Source organism: Pseudomonas sp. URMO17WK12:I12, from assembly GCF_000514395.1.
Taxonomy (GTDB): domain Bacteria; phylum Pseudomonadota; class Gammaproteobacteria; order Pseudomonadales; family Pseudomonadaceae; genus Aquipseudomonas; species Aquipseudomonas mucoides.
In genome coordinates this window covers 476,610-498,997 of record NZ_AZVV01000004.1, presented here as the reverse complement: position 1 = coordinate 498,997, position 22,388 = coordinate 476,610, and the positions used below count along the sequence as shown (strand labels likewise).

The 22,388-nt window shown below is 59.4% G+C and carries 22 protein-coding genes; 7 read left to right on the top strand and 15 right to left on the bottom strand.

What is annotated here, in order from left to right; translation table 11 throughout:
• Positions 1-124 precede the first annotated feature (124 nt).
• Entirely contained in the window at positions 125-1,666 is a 1,542-nt protein-coding gene (locus D882_RS0105065) for a phosphoenolpyruvate carboxykinase (RefSeq protein WP_027922232.1), read from the top strand.
• Positions 1,667-1,724: 58 nt separating this feature from the next.
• On the opposite strand, the gene D882_RS0105060 is transcribed toward D882_RS0105065, so the two are convergent.
• From D882_RS0105060 to D882_RS1000000132840, 7 genes are all read right to left on the bottom strand, one after another.
• Positions 1,725-2,579: an EamA family transporter gene (locus D882_RS0105060; protein ID WP_027922231.1), complete on the bottom strand. Its 855-nt coding sequence runs from the start codon at positions 2,577-2,579 to the stop codon at positions 1,725-1,727.
• 236 nt (positions 2,580-2,815) lie between these two features.
• Positions 2,816-4,090, bottom strand: a complete 1,275-nt coding sequence (locus D882_RS0105050) for a type II toxin-antitoxin system HipA family toxin (RefSeq protein ID WP_027922230.1) — start codon at positions 4,088-4,090, stop codon at positions 2,816-2,818.
• Positions 4,091-4,092: 2 nt separating this feature from the next.
• A complete protein-coding gene (locus D882_RS0105045; protein ID WP_027922229.1) occupies positions 4,093-4,563 on the bottom strand; it encodes a helix-turn-helix domain-containing protein in 471 nt (156 codons plus the stop codon).
• A 202-nt stretch (positions 4,564-4,765) separates the two neighbouring features.
• Positions 4,766-5,131, bottom strand: a complete 366-nt coding sequence (locus D882_RS0105040; protein ID WP_027922228.1) for a DUF1493 family protein — start codon at positions 5,129-5,131, stop codon at positions 4,766-4,768.
• Positions 5,132-5,412: 281 nt separating this feature from the next.
• Complete coding sequence (locus D882_RS0105035; RefSeq protein ID WP_027922227.1) at positions 5,413-5,709, bottom strand: hypothetical protein; 297 nt, start codon at positions 5,707-5,709, stop codon at positions 5,413-5,415.
• Positions 5,710-5,983: 274 nt separating this feature from the next.
• Entirely contained in the window at positions 5,984-6,259 is a 276-nt protein-coding gene (locus D882_RS0105030) for a hypothetical protein (RefSeq protein ID WP_027922226.1), read from the bottom strand.
• A gap of 320 nt (positions 6,260-6,579) precedes the next feature.
• Complete coding sequence (locus D882_RS1000000132840) at positions 6,580-6,726, bottom strand: hypothetical protein (RefSeq protein ID WP_177327592.1); 147 nt, start codon at positions 6,724-6,726, stop codon at positions 6,580-6,582.
• Between the two features lie 263 nt (positions 6,727-6,989).
• Here D882_RS1000000132840 and D882_RS0105020 point away from each other — a divergent pair, with 263 nt between their 5' ends.
• From D882_RS0105020 to D882_RS0105010, 3 genes are all read left to right on the top strand, one after another.
• A complete protein-coding gene (locus D882_RS0105020; protein WP_027922225.1) occupies positions 6,990-8,924 on the top strand; it encodes an ATP-dependent DNA helicase RecQ in 1,935 nt (644 codons plus the stop codon).
• A 103-nt stretch (positions 8,925-9,027) separates the two neighbouring features.
• Complete coding sequence (locus D882_RS0105015) at positions 9,028-10,254, top strand: 3-hydroxyacyl-CoA dehydrogenase (protein ID WP_027922224.1); 1,227 nt, start codon at positions 9,028-9,030, stop codon at positions 10,252-10,254.
• Between the two features lie 30 nt (positions 10,255-10,284).
• Complete coding sequence (locus D882_RS0105010; protein ID WP_027922223.1) at positions 10,285-10,704, top strand: thioesterase family protein; 420 nt, start codon at positions 10,285-10,287, stop codon at positions 10,702-10,704.
• Positions 10,705-10,773: 69 nt separating this feature from the next.
• Here D882_RS0105010 and D882_RS0105005 read toward each other — a convergent pair whose 3' ends face one another.
• From D882_RS0105005 to D882_RS0104990, 4 genes are all read right to left on the bottom strand, one after another.
• Positions 10,774-11,262, bottom strand: coding sequence for a glycine zipper domain-containing protein (locus D882_RS0105005; RefSeq protein WP_027922222.1), 489 nt, complete (start codon positions 11,260-11,262; stop codon positions 10,774-10,776).
• Positions 11,263-11,601: 339 nt separating this feature from the next.
• Positions 11,602-13,950 carry an FdhF/YdeP family oxidoreductase gene (locus D882_RS0105000; protein WP_027922221.1) on the bottom strand — a complete coding sequence of 783 codons (2,349 nt, stop codon included), beginning with the start codon at positions 13,948-13,950 and terminating at the stop codon, positions 11,602-11,604.
• Positions 13,947-14,786: a formate dehydrogenase accessory sulfurtransferase FdhD gene (fdhD, locus tag D882_RS0104995; RefSeq protein WP_027922220.1), complete on the bottom strand. Its 840-nt coding sequence runs from the start codon at positions 14,784-14,786 to the stop codon at positions 13,947-13,949. Before fdhD ends, D882_RS0105000 begins: the two co-directional genes overlap by 4 nt.
• Before the next feature lie 92 nt (positions 14,787-14,878).
• Positions 14,879-15,766: a LysR family transcriptional regulator gene (locus tag D882_RS0104990; protein ID WP_027922219.1), complete on the bottom strand. Its 888-nt coding sequence runs from the start codon at positions 15,764-15,766 to the stop codon at positions 14,879-14,881.
• 138 nt (positions 15,767-15,904) lie between these two features.
• Here D882_RS0104990 and lysM point away from each other — a divergent pair, with 138 nt between their 5' ends.
• The gene (gene lysM / locus D882_RS0104985; protein ID WP_027922218.1) at positions 15,905-16,345 is read left to right on the top strand and encodes a peptidoglycan-binding protein LysM; all 441 of its coding nucleotides are present in this window, start codon (positions 15,905-15,907) and stop codon (positions 16,343-16,345) included.
• A gap of 100 nt (positions 16,346-16,445) precedes the next feature.
• Here lysM and yrfG read toward each other — a convergent pair whose 3' ends face one another.
• The gene (gene yrfG, locus D882_RS0104980) at positions 16,446-17,108 is read right to left on the bottom strand and encodes a GMP/IMP nucleotidase (protein ID WP_027922217.1); all 663 of its coding nucleotides are present in this window, start codon (positions 17,106-17,108) and stop codon (positions 16,446-16,448) included.
• A gap of 90 nt (positions 17,109-17,198) precedes the next feature.
• On the opposite strand from yrfG, the gene nudE reads away from it, so the two are divergent.
• Both nudE and cysQ read left to right on the top strand, forming a co-directional pair.
• The gene (gene nudE, locus D882_RS0104975) at positions 17,199-17,765 is read left to right on the top strand and encodes an ADP compounds hydrolase NudE (protein ID WP_027922216.1); all 567 of its coding nucleotides are present in this window, start codon (positions 17,199-17,201) and stop codon (positions 17,763-17,765) included.
• Entirely contained in the window at positions 17,762-18,595 is an 834-nt protein-coding gene (gene cysQ, locus D882_RS0104970) for a 3'(2'),5'-bisphosphate nucleotidase CysQ (protein WP_032833437.1), read from the top strand. The genes nudE and cysQ overlap by 4 nt, the downstream gene beginning before the upstream one ends.
• 46 nt (positions 18,596-18,641) lie before the next feature.
• Here the strand turns inward: cysQ and D882_RS0104965 are convergent, their stop codons facing one another.
• From D882_RS0104965 to D882_RS0104955, 3 genes are read right to left on the bottom strand one after another with little or no spacing between them, the layout of a single operon-like run.
• Entirely contained in the window at positions 18,642-19,097 is a 456-nt protein-coding gene (locus D882_RS0104965; protein ID WP_027922214.1) for a thioesterase domain-containing protein, read from the bottom strand.
• Positions 19,098-19,137: 40 nt separating this feature from the next.
• Entirely contained in the window at positions 19,138-20,529 is a 1,392-nt protein-coding gene (locus D882_RS0104960) for a sigma-54 dependent transcriptional regulator (RefSeq protein WP_027922213.1), read from the bottom strand.
• Complete coding sequence (locus D882_RS0104955; RefSeq protein ID WP_027922212.1) at positions 20,526-22,334, bottom strand: ATP-binding protein; 1,809 nt, start codon at positions 22,332-22,334, stop codon at positions 20,526-20,528. The genes D882_RS0104960 and D882_RS0104955 overlap by 4 nt, the downstream gene beginning before the upstream one ends.
• Positions 22,335-22,388: the final 54 nt, after the last annotated feature.

The window sequence follows — 22,388 nt, the reverse complement described above, 5'->3', positions numbered from 1 at the left end:
GGAGGGCCCTACTCTTTTTGGGCTTTTCTGGCATAATCCGGCCCACTTTTTCTCGCGGTAGTAGTGCACGACTTTCTACTACAAAACGTTTGGAGCACTCGGCCACTGGCCGATGGGGAACCTCATGACGCAAGCCAATAACGCCGTGTACACCGATCTGAGTGTTGATGATCTGGTTAAAGAAGCCCTGAATCGCGGTGAAGGCGAGCTTGCCGATACCGGCGCGCTGGTTGTTCGCACCGGTCACCGTACCGGCCGTTCGCCAGTCGACCGTTTCATCGTTGACGAGCCGACCACTCAGGCCGCTATCGCCTGGGGCCCGATCAACCGCAAGTTCCCGGCCGACAAGTTCGATGCCCTGTGGGACCGCGTCGAGGCGTTCAACAACGCGCAAGAGCATTTCGTTTCCCACGTGCATGTAGGCGCATCGGCCGATCACTACCTGGCCGTGAAAATGACCACCCAGACTGCCTGGCAGAACCTGTTCGGTCGTTGCCTGTTCATCAACCCGGCCCAGTACAACCCGGCTGGCCGTGATGAGTGGCAGGTGCTCAACGTCGCCAACTTCGAATGCGTGCCTGAGCGTGACGGCACCAACTCCGATGGTTGCGTGATCATCAACTTCGCACAGAAGAAAGTGCTGATCGCCGGCATGCGTTACGCCGGTGAAATGAAGAAAGCCATGTTCTCCGTGCAGAACTTCCTGCTGCCGGCTTCCGACGTGCTGCCAATGCACTGCGCTGCCAACATCGGCGAAGCAGGCGACGTGACCCTGTTCTTCGGTCTGTCCGGGACCGGTAAAACCACCCTGTCGGCCGACGAAAGCCGTTACCTGATCGGTGACGACGAGCACGGCTGGGGCGAGGGCGTGGTGTTCAACATCGAAGGCGGTTGCTATGCCAAGTGCATCGACTTGTCCGAGAAGAACGAGCCGGTCATCTGGAAAGCCATCAAGCACGGCGCAGTCCTGGAAAACGTCGTTATCGATGACGCCAAGCACGCCGACTACGCTGACGTCAGCCTGACCCAGAACAGCCGCGCAGCCTATCCGCTGGAGCACGTTGCCAAGCGTTCCGAGAAGAACCTCGGTGGCGAGCCAAACGCTGTGATCTTCCTGACCTGCGACCTGACCGGCGTGCTGCCGCCAGTGTCGATCCTCAGCGAAGAACAAGCGGCCTACCACTTCCTGTCCGGCTACACCGCACTGGTGGGCTCGACCGAAATGGGTTCCGGCAGCGGCATCAAGTCGACCTTCTCCACCTGCTTCGGCGCACCGTTCTTCCCGCGTCCGGCTGGCGAATACGCTGAGCTGCTGATCAAGCGCATCCGCGGCTTCGGCTCCAAGGTTTACCTGGTCAACACTGGCTGGACCGGTGGCGGCTACGGCGTTGGCAAGCGCTTCAACATCCCGACCACCCGTGGCGTGATTGCAGCGATCCAGAGCGGCGCGTTGATCGGTGCTGAAACCGAACACCTCGACACCATCAACCTCGACGTGCCGTTGGTTGTACCGGGCGTTGAGACTGGCCTGTTGAACCCACGTAACACCTGGGCTGACAAGGCTGCTTACGATGAAGCCGCTAAAGCACTGGCTGGATTGTTTGTCGAGAACTTCAAGAAGTTTGAAGTGAGCGACGCGATCAAGGCTGCCGGGCCTAAGTTGTAAGTGTTGGTTTGATAATAAGAAAGCCGCCCTCTGGGGCGGCTTTTTTGTGGGCGCTGTTTCAGGTTTTCAGATGCAGCACGAACGCGCCAACCAGGACCAACACGACACCCAGCACCTGCACCTTCGCCAGTCTTTCCTTGAAGAACACATAGCCCAGAATGGCGGCAATTCCACCGGACAGTGTGCTGATCACCGTCACCACCGAAACCGACCCCGCCACTGCGCCCCAGGCGAAAGAGAAGAATCCGCCGAGGTTCATCAGGCTGGCACCGGTCAAGGTCATGCAGTTTTTCAACGGCGGAATTTTCAAGCCGTCCTTGATCTTCAACACCATCAATACCAGCACGACCAGCCCCACCAGATAGGCAAGCCAAAGCATCGTCACCGGTCCAAGCACCGGAAGAACGAAGTGGCCTTGCAGCCAAAAACTGGTGCCATAAAAAACCGCCGCCAGAAGTGCATAGGCAATCGAGCTGCTGGCCTGAGGGTTGTGTGGAAGCTTTGAATCGGCGTGGATGCTGGAAAGGATGACCCCGATCACGCAGAGCGCGATGCACAATGACTGGATCAGATTGATCTGTTCACCCGCGGCCCAGGACAGCAGCGTAGTGACTACGCCGTAGGAGGTCACCAGCGGCGCGACGATAGATGCTTTGCCGAGGGCGAATGCCTTGGACAACGCCAAGGCGCCGGACACGGTGAGCACAGCGGCGACAATGCCGAACAACCAGACGTCGAGCGATGCCGACAACGATTTGAGAATAAAGGCAGGAAAGGCAATCAACAGCACGCTCATGATGCTGAAACCCAACGCCTGACCGAAGTACACCGCGCGTTTAACGCCGACCGCACGGGCGTTCAAACCCACCAGAAAATCCGTACCGCCCCACAGCAAGGCAGCCAGTAAACCCATCAATACGTCCACGCTATGTCCTTATAGGTGTGCGCTGCGGACGTTAGAGGTCTTCTAGCGTCTGAGTGTCCCAGCGTTGGGCCTTGATGGCCTGATAGAGCATTGCGATGGTCAGCGGCAGTTTGACGCCACGTCCCTTGGCTTTGCGTTTGAGGGACACATCGTAGCCTTCGGGCTGGAAGTAGCGATAGCCGAATTGCTCGAAGACCAGGGCGACTGGATGTGCACGCCTCTCCTCAGCGATTGCCTGAGAGGCGAAACGCTGGCGCCATGTTGTCTTGTTCGCGCCTCGACAGTCCCAATGCGCTGGCCAGTGTTGGCCATTGGCTGACGGCCTCTTGGAAACTCTCAATGATTTCTTCCGCATCCGCACGGTTGACTCGAAAGTATTCGGCCACTTCTCGAGCGAGTTCAAGGTCCAGTGCGTTGTCGGCGTCTGTGATGTTGAGCTTCAATCCATCGGAGTGTGCGACAGGGTTCATGTCATAGGCATCAGACAAACGCCAGCCCCGCCCGGGGTCAAGGAGAAAGCCATGGTTGCGCATGTGGTCGTCCGTATTGGAGACCAGGATGTTGAACACGATACGTGACCACAGCTCGCGCAAATCTGTGTTGGGTTCTGAACCGTGTTCCATGAGCACTTCTGCCAACTCAAGGTAGCTGGCGCCTACCGATGCATCGTCACCGTCCACACGGTCTGTCATGGTCATGGCTGAGGCGAAATGTAGTCGGCCACCCGTTTCGGTACGGTCGAAGCGCTTGACCATGAAACAGTGATGATCGCTTGCGAAGCGACGAGCTCTGCCGGTTACGACACGCAACCCGCAATGATTCGCCAAGGCATTCACCACCATTTCCCAGCCTCCGACATCGTAGTCATCACGAGTGCTGGGGAACTTCGCAATCCATAAATGACCATGCTCGTCGGCAACGCTGGCCTTGGGTCTGGCGCCCCCCAGTGAACCACCGGGTGCTATCAGCATCCTTAACCACTCGCGCCCATCGGGAGAGGTGTTATCTGGATCGTTCTCCAACGCACGACTTGCCTCCTCCAATGCGCGCAATTCCACAAAAGGTGGGGCCGCCAAGCCATCAGAATCATCCAGAAAATTGCCTTCGTCGTTGAGCTTGTATCGAATTGCCCCGACTCGATAGAGGTCATGAACGCCCAGGAGGAAATCCGATTCGTATAGCTTGGTGCCTACCGGAGCCGCCCCGTCACGGATATCTCGCTCCAGTCGCCGCTTCATCAACAATTGACCCCATCGATCCGGGCTTGAGTCGGCAAAAACGCCGAACCGTGACTGATGTTGACCCGGAAACTGTCGCCCTTGAAAGAGGCCGATGCGGGGATCCAGCGACGTGAAGTTCAACTCGGGATCGGCTAAGGCGGCGGCATCGTACTCAAACTCGAACACATTGCTGGTGCGAGCCTTTCTGGCATGTAGAAATCCCAGGCGTCGGGGTCCGTTCAAGGATTCCCAGTCGGCATACACCGCGATCAGTGTCATTTTTAATCCGTCGTAGGTTTAGATTTTTTCTTCGTCAGCAATCTGGATAAAGAGTGGGTGTTCAAAGGGAAGTCAACGGCAAGATCTGATTTGGATATCGGTGTTTCCAAGGCTTCCGTCTCTGTTTCACGAATAGGCGGCGACGCCTTCGCGAGGGGCAAGCTGCGTGCTCGTTGGCGTTTTACGGGGCCTAATTGCGCGTCTTGCAGTTGGCGCCCCAACTCATCCGCTGCGGCGACCTTGCTCAAGTCTTTTTCCAGCCCCAGCACCTGCATCACTGACAAATAAGCGCCCATCGTCACGCCTGATCCGCCGGACTCAAGAGAGCGCAACGTCGTTAGCGACATGCCTGCTCTCTCGGCGACTTGCTTGGCTGTCAGCCTGCGACGCAGCCGAGCGAGTTTCAGTCGTTCGCCAAACTCGGCAAGCAGCTTGGACGCAGCCGGCAATAGGGGCGCTGTCTTCTTTGCCATGTACCATTATTCCTACATTATTTGGCCTTAACTGCCAGAATAATAGCACTTATTCAATTCTTTGCTGGGCTGGATGATGAGGCGCAAGATCCAGTTTTGTCCTATTCAGCGGCTTACTTGGACGAGGTATGAACGGGAGAGTAATTATTAAAACTGCGATTATTCCATCTATAAATGCCATAAACAGGCAGAATAATGGCACTTATGAGTTCGGTTGAATGCCTTCTATTTCTTTTGTCTCCCATCGTTGCGATTTGATTGCTTGGTAAAGCATGTCGATGGTCAGGGGGACTTTATCGCCGCGACCCTTTGCGCGGCGCTTGAGGAATACGTCAAACCCTTCGGGTTGAAAGTAGCGATAGGCGTCGTAGTCGATGAAATCGATGGCGAACTGTTCTTCAAGCGTTTCCATCAAATGCTGCGCATCGGCACCGTCACAGCCTAGGTCGAAATTGATCGAGGTGGTGAGGCTGATAGATTTGCGTTCGGGCAGACCGAGCTCTTCGTGCAGCAGCTGCATGAGCAGGTGCATGGTGTGGTCATCAGGGAAGTTAGGGGCGAGGTTCATGGTGAGGGTGTCCGGTCGGGCTTGCGCGGGTCTTATTGGGCGTCTGGTTTTGGGGGAAGCATGGATCTGTTGTTCTGTCGCAGAGGGCGGATCGATTGGGGATCTCTTTAACGTGGAACGCATCGACATGAAATTCGCGGGAAGGCTGGCGCTCCGCTCGCATGATTTTGTTCATCTGTTGCACGCTTTCTATCAGTTCATCAAAAAATTGGCTCAAGGTTATTTCCAGTTTTCAATGATCGTTCCCACATCGAGCGTGAGAACGATCTATTTACACAGCGTCAGGCAGGCGCTTTCCAGCCCATCATGCGTTGTTGGGCAACTTGCATCAGGTCGAGGCCGTCCTGCGTCAGCAGGTAAAGCGCGTGGGTAATGTGGGGGATGTCTTCGACGTCGCCGTGTTTGAAGCAGATGCAGTGCAGGGTTTTCAGGAGGTCGCTGGAGGCTCGGATGCGCTGCATGGCAGCTTCGAAGATGTCCTGGGGGTTGGCCTCTGTGTCGATGATAAGGGCCGGGGAATCGGTGAGGTTGGATTGCAGCGGGCGGTAGCGATCAAAAAGAGGATTTAACGTTGTCACTGAAGAACACCTATATGTAATGTGAGCTCTCTTTGTCGGGTGACCAAGCCCGAGCCGCTGATTTGCCAGCGACGGTCAGACTATAGATGTGAGCCACCGGGCAGCGATAGACGACAAGGGATCTGAAGCTGTAGGACCGGGATGAAGCTTTGATAGGGCATTGCCTACGGACTTATCCCCAGCCGAAATATCTATCGTTTGGTGGCATTCAGGTGCACCGCGTTATCGTTCCTCGCGGGCAAGCCCGGCTCTCACAGGGATTTTTATCCGGGCATTAACCCGCGGTAATTTTCGGCAGGCGTTGCCGGGCAATTTCCAGCAGTTCGTTGCCGTCTTGGGTCAGCAGGTACAACGCATTGACGATGTTGGGGATGTCGCCTGTATCAGCCTGTTTAAAGCACAGGCAATAAAGGGTTTCGAGCAGGCCGCTGGCGGCGCGGATGCGTTGGCGGGCAGCGTCGAGTATTTCGTGGGGATCTGCGTCAGTGTCGATGACCAACACGGGCGTTTCGCTGTAACTGGTTTTGAGTGGGCGATAGCGGTCTTGCATGAGGTCCGTCCTGTTTTCAGCGGCGCGGCAAACTATAGGGGCGTGCATCCAGGCCTCGCAATACCGCGCAAATGGACAGGGTTTGTAGGGGATTTACTGTGGGTGTCGCCTTTTGCCTACGTGCGGGCCGAGGTTTTTTTCAGCAATACCCTTGGACGCGAATTTCCTACGGGTTTGTCAGGCGAAGCGCTTCGAGCCTCGGTAGGGACTTCGTCAGAATCTGTAGGACTTTTCGAAAACGACTGTGCAACGCTTAAGGGGAATCAGCCCGGCTCATGCTGCGTGGGCGAGCAAAAGCCGGGGCACTTGACCGGCAGTGGTCAGGAAGTTCGCCAGGCCTGTTGGGCCGAACATTCCAGGGTGTCGCACGTAGCGAGCAACGGTGGCTCCACAGGTGGTCCATCGCAGGCACTCAGCAGCAGGGAAGTCAGGATCAGCGCAATGGCAAAAGTCGATTTTTGGAGCATGGTCATTCCTTGTTCAAGTGCCGCGCCCATCAGGCGTCCTGCCGTGATGTGAAGTGCGCGGACAGTTGTTTTGCGAGAAAGACCTTACCGTCAGAGCGAACGGCACGGCGAGGAACAAAGTGTTTCGTTTGTTTCATTCTGTGGCCAAGCCCCATAGGGTGACGCTGTATCATCCCGTACCGTTTTGGTCCCGACCTTTTCTCGACTCGCTGCGTTTGCCGGCTAGGCTTTGGGCTTCGCAGCGGTCAACGGAGTGACAGCTTATGCACAACACCCTGGAACAGGTTTTCGGTTATCCACAGTTTCGTCCCGGTCAGGAGGCGGCAGTCAGCGCGGTGTTGGCCGGGCGCTCGGCAGCGGCGATTTTTCCCACCGGCTCGGGCAAATCTCTTTGCTATCAGCTGCCAGCCTTGTTGCTGCCGCACCTCACGCTGGTGGTGTCTCCGTTGCTGGCGTTGATGCAGGATCAACTGGCGTTCCTGCAACGCCACGGTATTGCGGCGGGCAGTATCGATTCGGCGCAGAGTCGCGATGACGCCAGCGATGTGATGGCTCGGGCCAAGTCCGGCGAGTTGAAGATCTTGATGATTTCCGTGGAGCGCCTGAAGAACGAGCGCTTCCGCAACTTCCTGCAGCAAGTCCCCATCTCGCTGCTGGTGGTGGACGAGGCGCACTGCATTTCGGAGTGGGGCCACAACTTCCGCCCCGACTACCTCAAGCTGCCCGACTACCAGCGTCAGTTCAATATCCCGCAGGCACTGCTGCTGACCGCGACTGCGACGCCCAAGGTAATCGCCGACATGCAGGCCAAATTCGCCATTGCCCCGGACGATGTCGTGACCACGGGTTTCTACCGGCCAAACCTCAATTTGTTAGTCGAGCCCGTACGCGGTCAGGACAAACGCCGACGCCTGGTTGAATGGATGAGCGAACGCCCCCATCAGCCGAGCATCGTCTATGTCACCTTGCAAAAAACCGCTGAGCACATCGCCGAACACTTGGGGCGCAACGGCATTCAGGCTGAGGCCTATCACGCCGGTTTGCCTCACGATCAGCGGGAAGGCATACAAAAGCGCTTCATGGCCGGGCAGTCCAATTGCATCGTTGCCACCATTGCGTTTGGCATGGGGATCGATAAAAGCGACATCCGCAACGTGGTGCATTTCGACCTGCCCAAATCCATCGAAAACTACAGTCAGGAGATCGGCCGCGCCGGGCGCGACGGGCAGCCCTCCGATTGCCTGGTGCTGGCTAACCGCGACAGCCTCAACGTGCTGGAAAACTTCGTCTACGGTGACACGCCCGAGCTGGACGGGATCCACTGTGTGCTCGATGAAATGCTCGCCGCCGCGCCTGAGGGGCAGTGGGAGTTTTTATTGGGGCCGTTAGCCGATCAAAGCAACATTCGCCAATTGCCGCTCAAGACCTTGCTGGTCCAACTGGAACTGCGCGGTTTGATTGCCCCGCGCTACGCCTACTACGCCGAATACCGGTTCAAGTATTTGCAAGAACCGGAAGCCTTGCTCGCGCGCTTCGAAGGTGAGCGCAAGGACTTCGTCGCCGCGATTATCCAGACCTCCAGTCGCGCGCGAACCTGGGCCACGGTGAACTTCGATGCGCTGTACGAGCAGCATCAGGCGGAGCGCGATCGGGTGGTCAAGGCACTGGATTATTTCCAGGAGAAGGGTTGGGTCGAGCTTGAAAGCAAGCAGATGACCGAGGTCTACAGCCTGCTGCAAACGAGCTTCGACAGTCAGGCCCTCAGTGCCGAACTGCATGCTTATTTCACCCAGCATGAACGTACCGAGATCGCCCGGATTCACGCCATGCTGAATCTGTTCGCCACAGATCACTGCCTGGGTTATCGCCTGGCCGAGTATTTCGGCGACGAAAACGCGCCTCGGCAATGCGGGCATTGCTCGGTGTGTCACGGTGATGTGGCGCGGTTGCCTGCGCCGCCGGAATTGCCGGCGCTTGTGGATAAAAATTTCGAAGTGCTGTGCGGTGATTTTATCCACAGGCACGAACAACACACCGGCAACGTTCCTTCGGCGGAACGGGTGACGCGTTTCCTGTGCGGGATCAGCGTGCCGCTGTTTACCAAGATGAAGGCTCGGGCGATTTCCGGGTTTGCGGCGCTGGAAGATTATCCGTATGCCGAGGTGCGCAGTTGGGTCGAGGTGCATTTGCCGGCGTAGATCCATCCGCTGAATGTTGCTCATCACAGGAATAAATTTCAAAAAACCGCGATGGCTGACTATGGTGGGGGCTGTCTTTGGGTCGCCAACAAGAGAGCACATCATGAGCCAGACGCCATTCAATATTCAGCGCGCCGCCGTCATCGGAGCGGGCACCATGGGCCGTGGCATTGCCATGTGCCTGGCCAACGCCGGGGTGCCGGTGCAGTGGGTGGATAACAATCCGCAGATGCTTGAACAGGCGCTGGCCACCGTGGCCGAAACCAACGCTCACAATGTGCGACAAGGGCGTATCGATCAGGCCGAGGCCGATGCTCGCACTGCGCGTGTGACCGCAGCGGCGGATTACGCAGCGATCCGCGGGGTCGATCTGGTGATCGAGGCGGTGTACGAAAACCTAGAGCTGAAACAGAAAATTTTCCGCGAGCTGGACGGTCTGCTCAAACCCGAAGCGATTCTGGCGAGTAATACATCGGCGCTGGATATCGACGCCATTGCCGCCGCCACTCGCCGTCCGCAGCAAGTGCTGGGCCTGCACTTCTTCAGCCCGGCCCACATCATGAAGCTGCTGGAAGTCGTCCGTGGCGCCCAGACTGCACCGGCGGTGCTTGATGCGGCATTGGCGCTAGGCAAGCGCATGGGCAAGGTCAGCGTGGTGGCGGGCAACTGCGACGGTTTCATCGGCAACCGCATGCTCAATACCTATGTGCTCGAAGCACGCAAAATGCTGCTGGAGGGCGCTTATCCGTATCAAGTGGATGCGGCGCTGCAAGGGTTTGGTTTCGCGATGGGGCCGTTTCGCATGTACGACGTGGTGGGCGTCGACCTCGGGTGGCGCGCTCGGGAACTGGCGGGTACAGGCCAGGATGCACCGGAGGTTCAAGTGGACAACCGGCTGTGCGAACTCGGGCGTTTCGGTCAGAAGAGTGGCAACGGTTATTACCACTACGAGCCCGGCAGCCGTCAGGCCGAGCACGATGTGGAAGTCGATGCGCTGGTGCTGCAGGTCAGCGAAGGATTGGGCTTCCAGCGTCGTGAGATCAGCGCTGAGGAGATTTTGGAGCGTTGCTTGCTGGCACTGGTCAACGAAGGGGCGAAGATCCTTCAGGAAGGCATTGCGCAGTCAGCGCACGATATCGATCTGGTGTACCTCAACGGCTACGGCTTCCCGGCGGCGAAGGGCGGGCCAATGGCCTGGGCGGATCAGCAAGGCCTGGCAGACATCCACCAGCGCTTGATGGCCCTGGAAACCCGGCAGGGCGACCACTGGAAGCCGGCACGCTTGATCGGTGAGCTGGCAGCGGTGGGTAAAGGCTTTGCGGATCGGTAGACTTCAGCCACTTCCAGACGAGAGCTGCGCATGAACCAACGCACCGACTATCCGCACTTCCAGCCGATCACCACGCGCTGGCACGACAACGACGCTTACGGTCACGTCAACAACGTCACCTACTACAGCTTCTTCGACACGGCGGTGAACACCTACCTGATCGACGTCGGTGGTCTGGATATCCATAACGGCGAGGTGGTGGGTTTTGTCGTGAGTTCAGCGTGCGATTACTTTGCATCCATCGCCTTTCCGGACCGGATCGAGATCGGCCTGCGGGTCGGCAAGCTCGGCAACAGTTCAGTGCAATACGAATTGGCGGTGTTCAAGCAAGGGGAAGACGAAGCCTGCGCGGCCGGGCGCTTCGTGCACGTGTTTGTCGATCGTGCTTCGACTCAGCCTGTATCGATTCCGTCAGGATTGCGTGAGGCGCTGGAGCGCCTGGTGGTGTAAACCAGGCAAAAAAAATCGCAGCCCTAGGGCTGCGATTTTTATGTACCGGCCAACGAGGCGATGGAAGCCTCAGTCGCGATAGCGATGGTGATGCTTACGGTGGCCATAGGCATGACCGCGGCCTGGGTGGCCGTCACGGTAGTAGCCACGATCACCATGACCACGATAGGAGCGACTATCGTTGTCGCCCTCATCATCGTATTTGTTGCCCATGTAGTTACCCAGCGCGCCACCGGCGCCGCCACCTGCTGCGGAGCCGATCAGGCTGCCGGTGGTGCCGCCCATGCTGCGGCCGACCACGTTACCGCCTGCTGCGCCCAGCGCACCACCGATGGCGGCTTCGCCACGGCTGTGTTTGTTTGCGCCGACGGCGCTACCACCCGCGCCGCCCAGCGCCGCGCCGATGGTGGAACCAGTATTACCGCCCAGCGATTGACCGACGACCGAGCCAAGAACCCCGCCCAATGCGCCGCCCACACCTGCTTCGGTGGTGCCGCCAGCAGAAGCAAGGCCACTGAACAAGCCAAGGGACAACAAGAGAATCGAGGAGAACTTCATGGAGGAACCTCAAGGGGATGACGGCGCGATCCTGAGGCTGTGTCGGGGCGGTGACAATCGAAATCCGACGAGTAACACGACTTCAGCACATTTCTATAAGTTACTGTTTTTTAGACGGAACTTAACTGTTTTTCGCCGGTCTTTAGTTACTTCGGGCAGGCCGTTTCTTTATAGAAACGGCCTTTTTTGTGGGCGATTGGAAAGTGGTTGGTCCGGAATATGTATTTAGTTTGAGATCGCCACCGCGAGCAGGCTCACATCCTGCGATGGATCTGTGTTGAACACAAATTCCCCTGTAGAAGTGAGCCTGCTCGCGATAGCGGTAGAACAGACGAAACGTTAAGCCGACTTGGCCAAGATCAATCCAGTCTCACTCGCCATTTCCAACCGGATCGCCACAAACTTCGACGTTGGCGTATGGCTGCCATCCCCGATGCTTTCCAGCGGCACTAGCGGGTTCACTTCCGGGTAGTAAGCGGCCGCTTGCCCCGCCGGAATATCAAACGCCAACAACGTGAAACCCTTCACGCGCCGCTCACGCCCGTCATCCCAGATCGAAACGATGTCAGCCTTCTGCCCCGGCTTGAAACCCAGGCGAATGATGTCGGCTTCGTTCACAAACAACACATCGCGCTGACCCTTTACGCCACGGTAACGGTCATCAAGACCATAAATCGTGGTGTTGTACTGATCGTGGGAACGCATCGACTGCATGATCAGATCCGGCAACACGCCCGTCGCGCGGGTGCGTTCGTGCACCAGGTCTTTGGGCAAGACGTTGGGACGGAAATTCGCGCGCCCCGACGGGGTATTCCACTTGCGTGCACCGGCACTGTTGCCGAGGTAGAAACCGCCCGGATTCTTGATCTTCTCGTTGAAGTCCCGGAAGCCCGGGATCGTGTCGGCGATCAGGTCGCGGATACGGTCGTAATCGGCCACCAGCCAGTTCCAGTCCACCGGTTTGCTGCCCAGCGTGGCGGCGGCGATGCCGGCAATGATCGACGGCTCCGAGCGCATCTGGTTCGACAGCGCCTGCAACTGGCCGTTGGAGGCGTGGACCATGCTGAACGAGTCTTCCACGGTCACCGCTTGCGGGCCTTCGGTCTGGATGTCGATGTCGGTACGGCCCAGGCACGGCAGGATCAGCGCCTCTTTGCCGTGGGCCAAATGGCTGCGGTTAAGCTTGGTGCTGATTTGCACGGTCAGGTCGCAATTGCTCAACGCCTGGAAAGTGCGCGAGCTGTCCGGCGTGGCCTGGGCGAAGTTGCCACCCAGGCCGATGAACACTTTGGAGCGACCGTCGGCCATGGCGTGAATCGCTTCGACGACGTTGTGGCCATTGTCACGCGGCACCTTGAACCGGAAGCGACGCTCCAGCGAATCGAGGAACGCCACCGGCGGACGCTCGTTGATGCCCATGGTCCGGTCGCCCTGCACGTTACTGTGGCCACGCACCGGGCACAGACCGGCGCCCGGTCGGCCGATGTTGCCGCGCAGCAGCATCAGGTTGGCGATTTCCTGGATGGTCGCCACCGAATGGCGGTGCTGGGTGATGCCCATCGCCCAGCACATGATCACGTTCTTGGCCTTGACGTACATACGCGCCGCTTGCTCGATCTCCACCAGGGGCAGGCCGGACTGTTCGACGATCTGCTCCCACGGCGTATCGTCGACGGCGGCCAGGTATTCCAGGACATTGGCGCTGTGTTCGTTGAGGAAGTCGTGGTCGAACACTGCAGGCTCACCGGCCTTCTGCGCATCGCGTTCCCACTGCAGCAGAAACTTCGCCATGCCGCGCATGATTGCCATATCGCCGCCCAATGCCGGACGGAAGTACGCGGTATTGGTTGGTTTGTCGCCGTTGGTGAGCATTTCGATCGGGTGTTGCGGATGCTGGAAGCGCTCCAGGCCGCGCTCTTTGAGCGGGTTGATACACACCACCTGCGCACCGCGTTTCACCGCTTCGCGCAGTGGTTCGAGCATACGCGGGTGGTTGGTGCCGGGGTTCTGGCCCCAGACGAAAATTGCATCGGCATGTTCGAAGTCGTCGAAGGTCACGGTGCCTTTGCCGACGCCAACGCTCTGCGCCAATGCCACACCGCTGGCCTCGTGGCACATGTTCGAGCAGTCGGGGAAGTTGTTGGTGCCGTAAGTGCGCACGAACAATTGATAGAGGTACGCCGCTTCGTTGCTGGCGCGGCCCGAGGTGTAGAACTCGGCCTGGTTCGGGCTCGACAGGCCCTGCAAATGCTTGGCGATCAAGGCGAACGCGGCTTCCCAACTGATCGGCTTGTAGCGATCGGTGTCGGCGTCGTAGCACATCGGCTCGGTCAAACGGCCCTGGTACTCGAGCCAGTAATCACTTTGTTCCAGCAACGAACTGACGCTGTGCTTGGCGAAAAACGCACCATCGACACGGCGTTTGGTCGCTTCCCAGTTCACCGCTTTGGCGCCGTTCTCGCAGAACGCCACCATGCCGGCTTCCTTGGAATCGCCCCAGGCGCAACCCGGGCAGTCGAACCCACCGTTCTTGTTGGTCTTGAGCATCATGCGCAGGTTTTTCAGCGCGTTGTCGCTGGTTAACCAGGCCCGGGCAACGCTGGCCAGCGCGCCCCAACCACCGGCCGGACCTTTGTAAGGCTTGTAACGAGGAACAGGTGTCTGGTCGGCTTGACGGTGTTGACTCACGCTTGATTCTCCAAAGCCGGGCTGTAGACCCGTGGCGCATTCTTCTGGGGCAGATGGATGAGGTTGAGGTTGTGACGACGGGCCCATTGCACGGCAAGGCCCGTGGGCGACGACAGGCTGACCAGTGTCTGGATGCCGGCGCGTAATACTTTCTGGATCAATTCGAGGCTGCAGCGGCTGGTGACAATCGCCAGGCCGCCAGTGGTCGGGATTTTCTGGCGGATCAGTCCGCCAATCAGCTTGTCGAGGGCGTTATGGCGGCCGATGTCTTCACGGCCCAGTAGCAATTCGCCCTGACCGTTCATGAACACCGCCGCGTGCACCGCACCGCAGTGCTGACCGAGCGGCTGGAAGGCGCCGATGCGCTGGCGCAGGCCGTCGAGCCATTCGGCGGGCGGCAGTGGCGCGCCCGGCAATACCTTGAGGTCGGGCAATGCCTGCTCGACCGCTTCCACACCACACAGCCCGCAACCGCTGGTGCCGGCCAGTTGTCGACGCTGCTGCTTGAGGTTCCAGAAGGCGCGATTGGCGATGGTCACTTGCGCGTACTGCGCCGACCCCGAGCCGCTGAGTTGCAGGTCATAGATGTCGGTGGCGTCTTCGATGATGCCGCTGCCCAGGCTGAATCCGACGATGAAGTCTTCAAGGTCAGTCGGCGTGACCAGCATCACCGCCTGACTGATGCCGTTGTAGGCGATCGCCAACGCCACTTCCTCAGCGAGCGCGGTGCTGGCTGATTCGGTGTATTGGAGGTCGCTATAGCTGTAGGTCTGGCTTGCGTCTGGCGCGGGCGTTTCTAGGGCTGGCGCCGCGCAGGAAGGGCGCTTGGCGTTCATGGCATCACCGACGGTTGGGTCAGGCTTAAGCCTAGGCGCGTCAATAGGTCGCGTCTAATCGCTATTACTGATCTACCGATAGATGACGTCGATCAAGAGTCCGTCGGTGATTTCTGATAGATCGCGAAACAGGCTTCCGCCAAGGCCGAACGCGGCGCGCTTCGACGCATGATCAGCCCCAGCCGGGCGAGGGTTTGCGCTTTTTCGATGGGTTGCAGGCGCAAGTGATCGGTGAGGTTTTCCAGGCCACCGTCCAACGGCATCACCGCGCAGCAAAGGCCACCGTGCACCGCTTGTAACAATTGGTGGACGGCATCGGTTTGCAGCAGGGGTTGGGGTGTGAGGCCGCGGCTGTGGAAGTTGTGGTCGATGGACTGACGAAAGTGCATGCCGCTGGTGAGCATGCCCAGGGGCAACTCGATCAGCGATTCCCATGTGAGCGGCGCTTCGCCGAAACTGAAGAAACGACGATCGTAGAGCAGGCCCATGCGGGTTTCGCTGAAGGCCAGCGAATCGAAACGCTCGCCGTCCAGGCGTTCCAGATAGGACACGCCAAGGTCGAGACGGTTGTTCGCCAGTTGTTCGAGGATTTGCTCGGAGCTGAGCGCCGAGAGTTCGAAACGCAGGTTCGGGTGTTCGGCATGCAGGCGTTGCATCAAGGGCAGCGGATCGAAACTCGACAACGGCACCACACCCAACCGCAACGTACCGACCAGATTGCCGCGACACGCCGCGGCTTCGGCCTGCAAACCGTCGTAAGCGGCCAAAACCGTGCGCGCCCACGCCAGCACCCGTTCACCTGGTGCCGTGAAACCTTCAAAGCGCTGACCGCGATTGACCAGCGGCAAATCAAGTTCTTCTTCGAGACTGCGCAAGCGCATGGACAGGGTCGGCTGGGTGATGTGGCAGCGCGCAGCGGCCTGGCCGAAGTGCCGGGTTTCGTCGAGGGCGATGAGGAATTTGAGCTGCTTGATGTCCATCTTCGCTCCAGGGCGCGGTGAAGGAGGGGGATTCTAGCGCTTGCGCCGGATCAACGTCATTGGTCGGGTTGGAACCGGGGATGACAAGCTTGGTCTAGTCTTTTGCGTCTGGAACCTGAAACCTAAGGAGAGTGCACCATGAGTCTATTGAGCTTTGTGAAAGAAGCAGGCGAAAAACTGCTCGATTTGCTGACCCCCGGCAACGCCAATGCCAGCGAACAGTTGAAGGAGCACATCAGCAAGGTCGGCTTGGGTAACCCGAATGTGCAGGCCACGGTGGATGGCGACAAAGTGACCGTGACCGGGGAAGTCGGCAGTCAGGAAGAGAAGGAAAAGATTCTGCTGGCGGTGGGCAATATTGCCGGCGTGGGCAGCGTGGATGACCAGATCACAGTGACCGGCCCGGTGGCTGTGGCCGCGCGATTCGTCGTGGTTGAGAAGGGCGATACCTTAAGTGCGATTTCGTTACGCGTTTACCATGACGCCAACAAGTATCAGAAAATCTTTGAGGCCAACAAGCCGATGCTCAAGGATGTGAACAAGATCTATCCGGGGCAAACATTGCGGATTCCTGAGTAATCCTCAAGACCGTGTGATGGCCATTGCGGGCAAGTCACGCTCCCACAGGTTTTGTATCTTCTGTGGGCGCGTGGCTTGCCCGCGATGCCGTCGATAAGGTCTAAAGCCCTGCAATAAGCTCTCGATAATCCCCCACCGCCGCAAACTCCGCCGTGTCCTTGGCCCCTTTTCGACTGTCCGGCTCACTCACCGCCAACAGGTGCGCTACGCCAAAACGGCGGGCACTGCGCAGGATCGGCAGCGTATCGTCGATAAACAGACTGCGCGTGGGGTCGAAGCCGATGTCGGCCTGCAACGCCTCCCAGAACTGCGGATTCTCCTTGGGAAACCCGTAATCATGCGAGCTGATCAATCGCTCGAAATACGGCGCCAGTTCAATCCTTTCCAGCTTCAATGACAGCGAATCGCGGTGCGCATTGGTGATCATCACCACCCGCTTGCCTGCTTGTTTGATCGCCGCCAGAAACGTATCCGCATCCGGGCGCAAGGCGATCAGGTGCGCGGTTTCCAGTTTCAGTTCGCGCACCGGCAGTTTCAATTCGGCGCTCCAGAAATCCAGGCAGTACCACTGCAACTGGCCGGCATTGCGTTCGAACAGCGGCTGCAATTCCATCTCGGCCATGGCCCGGCTCACCCCGTGCAACTCGGCGTAACGCTGTGGCAAGTGCTCCATCCAGAAATGGTTGTCGTAATGCAGGTCCAGCAGCGTGCCGTCCATGTCCAGCAGAACGGTGTCGATGTCGCGCCAGGGCAGCAGGGACATAAAAAACTTCTCCAGCGTTAAAAGAGATATCCGAAGTCAACAATCAGGATAGGCCGGGTATAGTAACGCGTTCACGCCCAGGAGCTTTTCATGCGCCAGAAACCCACCGTACTCGCCCGCGAGATCGTCGCCACCAGCCGTTTGTTTTGTGTCGAAGAGCTCAAACTGCGCTTTTCCAATGGCGTGGAGCGCACCTACGAGCGTTTGGTCGGCAAGGGCGCGGGTTATGGCGCGGTGATGATCGTGGCGATGCTCGATGCCGATCACGCGGTATTGGTCGAGGAATATTGCGGCGGCACCGATGAATACGAGCTGTCATTGCCCAAAGGCTTGGTCGAGCCGGGTGAAGACGTGCTGGCGGCGGCCGAGCGAGAGCTCAAGGAAGAAGCCGGGTATGGCGCGCGGCAGCTGGAGCATCTGACCGAGTTGTCGCTGTCGCCCGGTTACATGAGCCAGAAGATCCAGGTGGTGCTGGCCACCGATCTGTATGAAGAAAGCCTTGAGGGTGACGAGCCCGAGCCAATGGGCGTGGAAAGGATCAACTTGCGCGAGTTGTCCGCGCTGGCTCAGAACCCGCGTTTCACTGAGGGTCGTGCCTTGGCGGCGCTGTATCTGGCCCGTGACTTACTGACCCAGCGTGGGGTGTTTTTGCCATGAATTTGAGTTTCCCCCATCCGTTGATGGCGCCTGTGGTTGAGCTGGCGTTGAAGGCGGGCGACGCGATTTTGCCGTTCTGGCGCACCGGTACCGCCGTGACGGCCAAGGCTGACGATTCTCCGGTGACCGCTGCCGATCTGGCAGCTCACCACTTGATTCTGGCCGGGTTGACCGCGTTGGACCCCAGCATTCCGGTGCTGTCCGAAGAGGACGCCAACATCCCGCAAAGCGTGCGCGCTAGTTGGCATCGCTGGTGGCTGGTCGACCCGTTGGACGGCACCAAGGAATTCATTTCCGGCAGTGAGGAGTTCACCGTCAACATTGCGTTGATCGAGCGGGGACAGGTGGTGTTTGGCGTGGTGTCGATGCCGACCAACGGCCGCTTTTACGTCGGTGGTGCCGGTTTGGGCGCCTGGCGTGGCGACAAGGGCAGCTCGCCATTGCCGATCCAGGTTCGCGAAGTGCCTGCGGCGGGGGAAGCGTTTACCGTGGTCGCCAGCCGCCGGCATTCGAGCCCGGAGCAGGAGCGCTTGCTGGCTGGGTTGAGCGACAGCCTGGGTGAATTGCAATTGGCCAACATTGGCAGTTCGCTGAAGTTTTGCCTGTTGGCGGAAGGGGCGGCGGATTGTTATCCGCGCCTGGCACCGACGTCGCAGTGGGACACGGCCGCGGCGCAAGGCGTGCTGGAAGGCGCCGGCGGTGAGGTGCTGGATTTGAGCGGTGCGCCGTTTTGCTATCCGGCGCGGGAATCGTTGTTGAATGCATTCTTTTTGGCGCTGCCGGCGAAGGCTGCGTGGCGCGAAAAGCTGCTGGAACTCGCCCGTTCCTGACCGCGGGTAAGGGCTCGTTCCTACAGGGTTTTGTGCTGGCCTCTACTCAGCGGTGGAGGACGTACTGCCCGGTAAACCTCACCGCATCCTCATCGCTGTCGACATTCACGATCCTTGAATGAAGCGTCAACCGCGCCCGCCCATAGCGCTGATACATCGCCAGAAACTTCTTCCACACCGCCGCACTCGGCGCCTGGCAAATTGCCGTCGCGTCCATGGTCACCGGCAGTGGATAGTTGATCTGCCCTTCCTGAATCACGATGTGCCCGTCTTCAATCCCTTCCTCGCGCAAGCGCAAATGCAGCCAGCCCCAACCCGCCAACACCGCGCCGCAATACAGGCTGCCGCCGAACATGGTGCTTTTGTGGTTGACGTTGGCTTCCAGCGGCAAGTACAGGCGCAGTTGCTGGTCGTGCCAGTCGAGCACTTTGACGCCCATCGCCTGCGTCAGGGGGATGTCGTGATGGAGAATCGATTCCAGGTGACGACTGTCGCGGTTCATGCACAGGCCTCTTGTTTGAAAGTGATGATTTAACGGTCGCTCAATCGAGATCGTCGCTCGTACCGCTGGCGCCACCCGCGAAGTTCAGCCCGTGTTTGCGCAGCTTGTCGTGCAAGGTTTTGCGCGGGATGCCTAGCGCTTCGGCGAGGCTGCGCACGGAGCTGTGAGAGCGCGCCAGTTCGGCGGCGATCAGGCTCTTTTCGAAATTTTCCACTTGCTCGCTCAAACCGCCGCTGACCCCTTCGACCGGTGTACTGCTTGCGCCATCCGGCGTGTTGTTGTCCAGCGCCAGTTCCAGGCCCAGTGCAAAGCGTTCGGCGGCGTTTTGCAGTTCCCGTACATTGCCGGGCCAGGTGTGGCGCAGCAACAGGGCGCGTTGCCCCGGTTGCAATTCATGGGGCGGTAAACCGTGGCGGGCGCTGGCTTCGTCGGCGAAATGCTGGAACAACATCAACGCATCCTCGCCACGCTCGCGCAGGGGGGGAATGCGTAGCGGTGCGACGTTCAGGCGGTAATACAAGTCAGCGCGGAAACGTCCTTGATCGGCGGACTGGCGCAGGTCTTCCTTGGTCGCGGCGATGATGCGGATGTCCAGCGGGATCAACTGATTGCCGCCCAAACGCTCGACGACGCGCTCTTGCAGCAAGCGCAGCAATTTCACCTGCACGTCCAGGCTCATGCTTTCGATTTCATCGAGAAACAGCGTGCCGCCGTTGGCGAATTCGAACTTGCCGATGCGACGTTTTTGCGCGCCGGTGAACGCCCCCGGCTCATGGCCGAACAACTCGCTTTCCACCACCGACTCGGCCAGTGCGCCAGCGTTGATCGCCACGAACGGACCGTTACGACGGTTCGACAAATCGTGCAGCGCACGGGCCACGACTTCTTTACCCGCGCCGGTTTCACCGAGGATCAACACGTCAGCCTTGGTCGCGGCCAGTGCGCCAATCTGCTCACGCAGGCGCAGCATCGGCGCCGATTGCCCGACCAGTCGAGTGCTCAGTTCATTGCGATCACTCAGGGCCAGACGCAGGCTGCGGTTATCCAGCACCAACCGGCGCAAGGCCAGGGCGCGGCGCACGCTGTCGAGCAGGGCGTCGCTGGCGAACGGTTTTTCGAGGAAGTCATAAGCCCCGGCGCGCATGGCTTGCACCGCCAGCGGCACATCGCCGTGGCCGGTGATCAGCAGCACCGGCAGCTCCGGGTCCTGGGCATGCAGTTCGGTCAGCAATTCGAGACCGTCCATGCCCGGCATGCGAATGTCGCTGACTACCACGCCCGGCCAGTCGCGCTCCAGTTGCGCGGCCAGGCCTTTGGCTTCGGCCAGCGGCAGGATTTTCAGGCCGGCCAGGTCCAGCGTCTGACTCAAGGCCTGACGCAGGTGGGGATCGTCGTCGATCAACACGACCTGAATGCGATTGTCGATGGTCATGCACTTCGGTCCTCGGACGGTTGCAGGCTCACGCCCGGTGCGCCAGCGCGCAGCTTCAGGGTAATCAGGGCGCCACCTTCCTTGTGGTTGGCGAACGACAGTTCACCACCGAAGGCACGCATCAGGGTTTCGCAAATCGCCAGCCCCAGCCCAAGCCCTTGTGTGCGGGTCTTGGTGGTGTAGAAGGGCTCGCTCGCACGTCCCAGGGCTTCCATGCAAAAGCCGGGACCGTTATCGCGAATGTACAAAGTGACGCCGTCCGCGGTGGATTGGGCACTCAACCAGAGTTTACGCGGCGGCCCTTTTTCGGTCAGCGCATCGAGGGCGTTGGCCAACAGGTTGCCGAGCACCTGACGCAGACGGGTTTCCCCGGCCTCGACCCACAGCGTGGCGGCAGGCAGGTCGCGGATCAATTCGACTTCCATGCTGCGGCGGCGCTTGGCCAGCAACGCCAGCGCGTCATCCAGCGCCGGTTGTAGGGCCACGCTTTCCGGCGCGTGCCGATCACGTCGGGCGAAGGCGCGCAGGTGAGCGATGATCGAGGCCATGCGCCCGGTCAATTCGCTGATCAATTTGAGGTTGCCACGCGCATCGTCAGTGCGTTGATGATCGAGCAGCACTTCGGCGTTTTCCGCATAGCTGCGAATCGCCGCCAGCGGTTGATTGAGTTCGTGGCTGATGCTCGCCGACATCGTGCCGAGTGCCGACAATTTGCCGGCCTGGACCAGATCATCCTGGGCGCGAACCAGTTCCTGCTGGGCATGCTCGCGCTCCAGTACTTCCTGTTTCAATCGGCGGTTGAGGCCTTCGAGATCGCTGGTGCGCTCGGCGACCCGGCCTTCGAGTTCGCGCCGGGCCTTGGCTTCGAAGGCGATCCTTTCAAGGTAATGGCGCCGGCGCTGCATCATCAGCCCGAGCAGCAGCATCACCACCAACAATGTTGCGCCGCCGACGGCGACCACCGTGCGCACGGGGCGATCGATGAGGGTGCGCGGGGCAAGGATGCTGACGTTCCAGCCGGTTTCTGCGATCTGCTGGGTCTGCGTCACCCAGGCATTGGGATTGAGATTCAGCGGCTTCGGATCGCGGGTCGGATACGGTTGGATCGCGGTAATGGCCTGGTTTTCTTCATCGCTCAACGGGCGAGTCGAGCGAAAGCGCCACTCCGGCCGCGACGTGAGAATGACCACGCCGTTGTGGTCGGTCAGCAGCAGTTGTTCCGGGGTTTTGCCCCAGAGGCTTTCGGTGTGGTCCAGGTCGACTTTGACCACCAGCACGCCGATGACTTTTTCGCCCTCGCGTACCGCCGCGGCGAAGAAGTAGCCGCGTTTGGCCGAGGTCGTGCCCAGGCCGAAAAACCGTCCCAGCCGCCCGGCCATGGCTTCGCTGAAATAAGGCCGGAAGGAAAAATTACGCCCGACGAAGCTGTCGTGTTTGTCCCAATTGGACGCCGCCAGTGTCTTGCCACGGGTGTCCATCAGGTACATGACTTCGGCACCCGTTTGGGTGCTGATGTTTTTCAACAAGCGGTTGGCGTTGCCCTGGGTGACGCTATCGTCTGGCGCACCGAGTACGGCGCGCAGCGCCGGCAGGTCGCCGAGGATCTGCGGCAAGACTTCATAACGGTGCAACGTGCCCAGCAGGTTGGCGACGTACAAGTCGAGAGTCTGACGGTTCTGCCCGGCCAATTCGCTGCGGTAATAGCGCTCGGCCAAATGCTCCAGCGGCCACAGCAGCGGCGCCAGGCACAGCGCCAGCAGGGCGAGGCTGCGCCAGCGGGGTCTGCGAGGTAGGGTCGGAGTCATGAGCATCGGGCGCCTGTGGGTACAGGCGCATTATGCCTAGGCTTGATGGCGCAG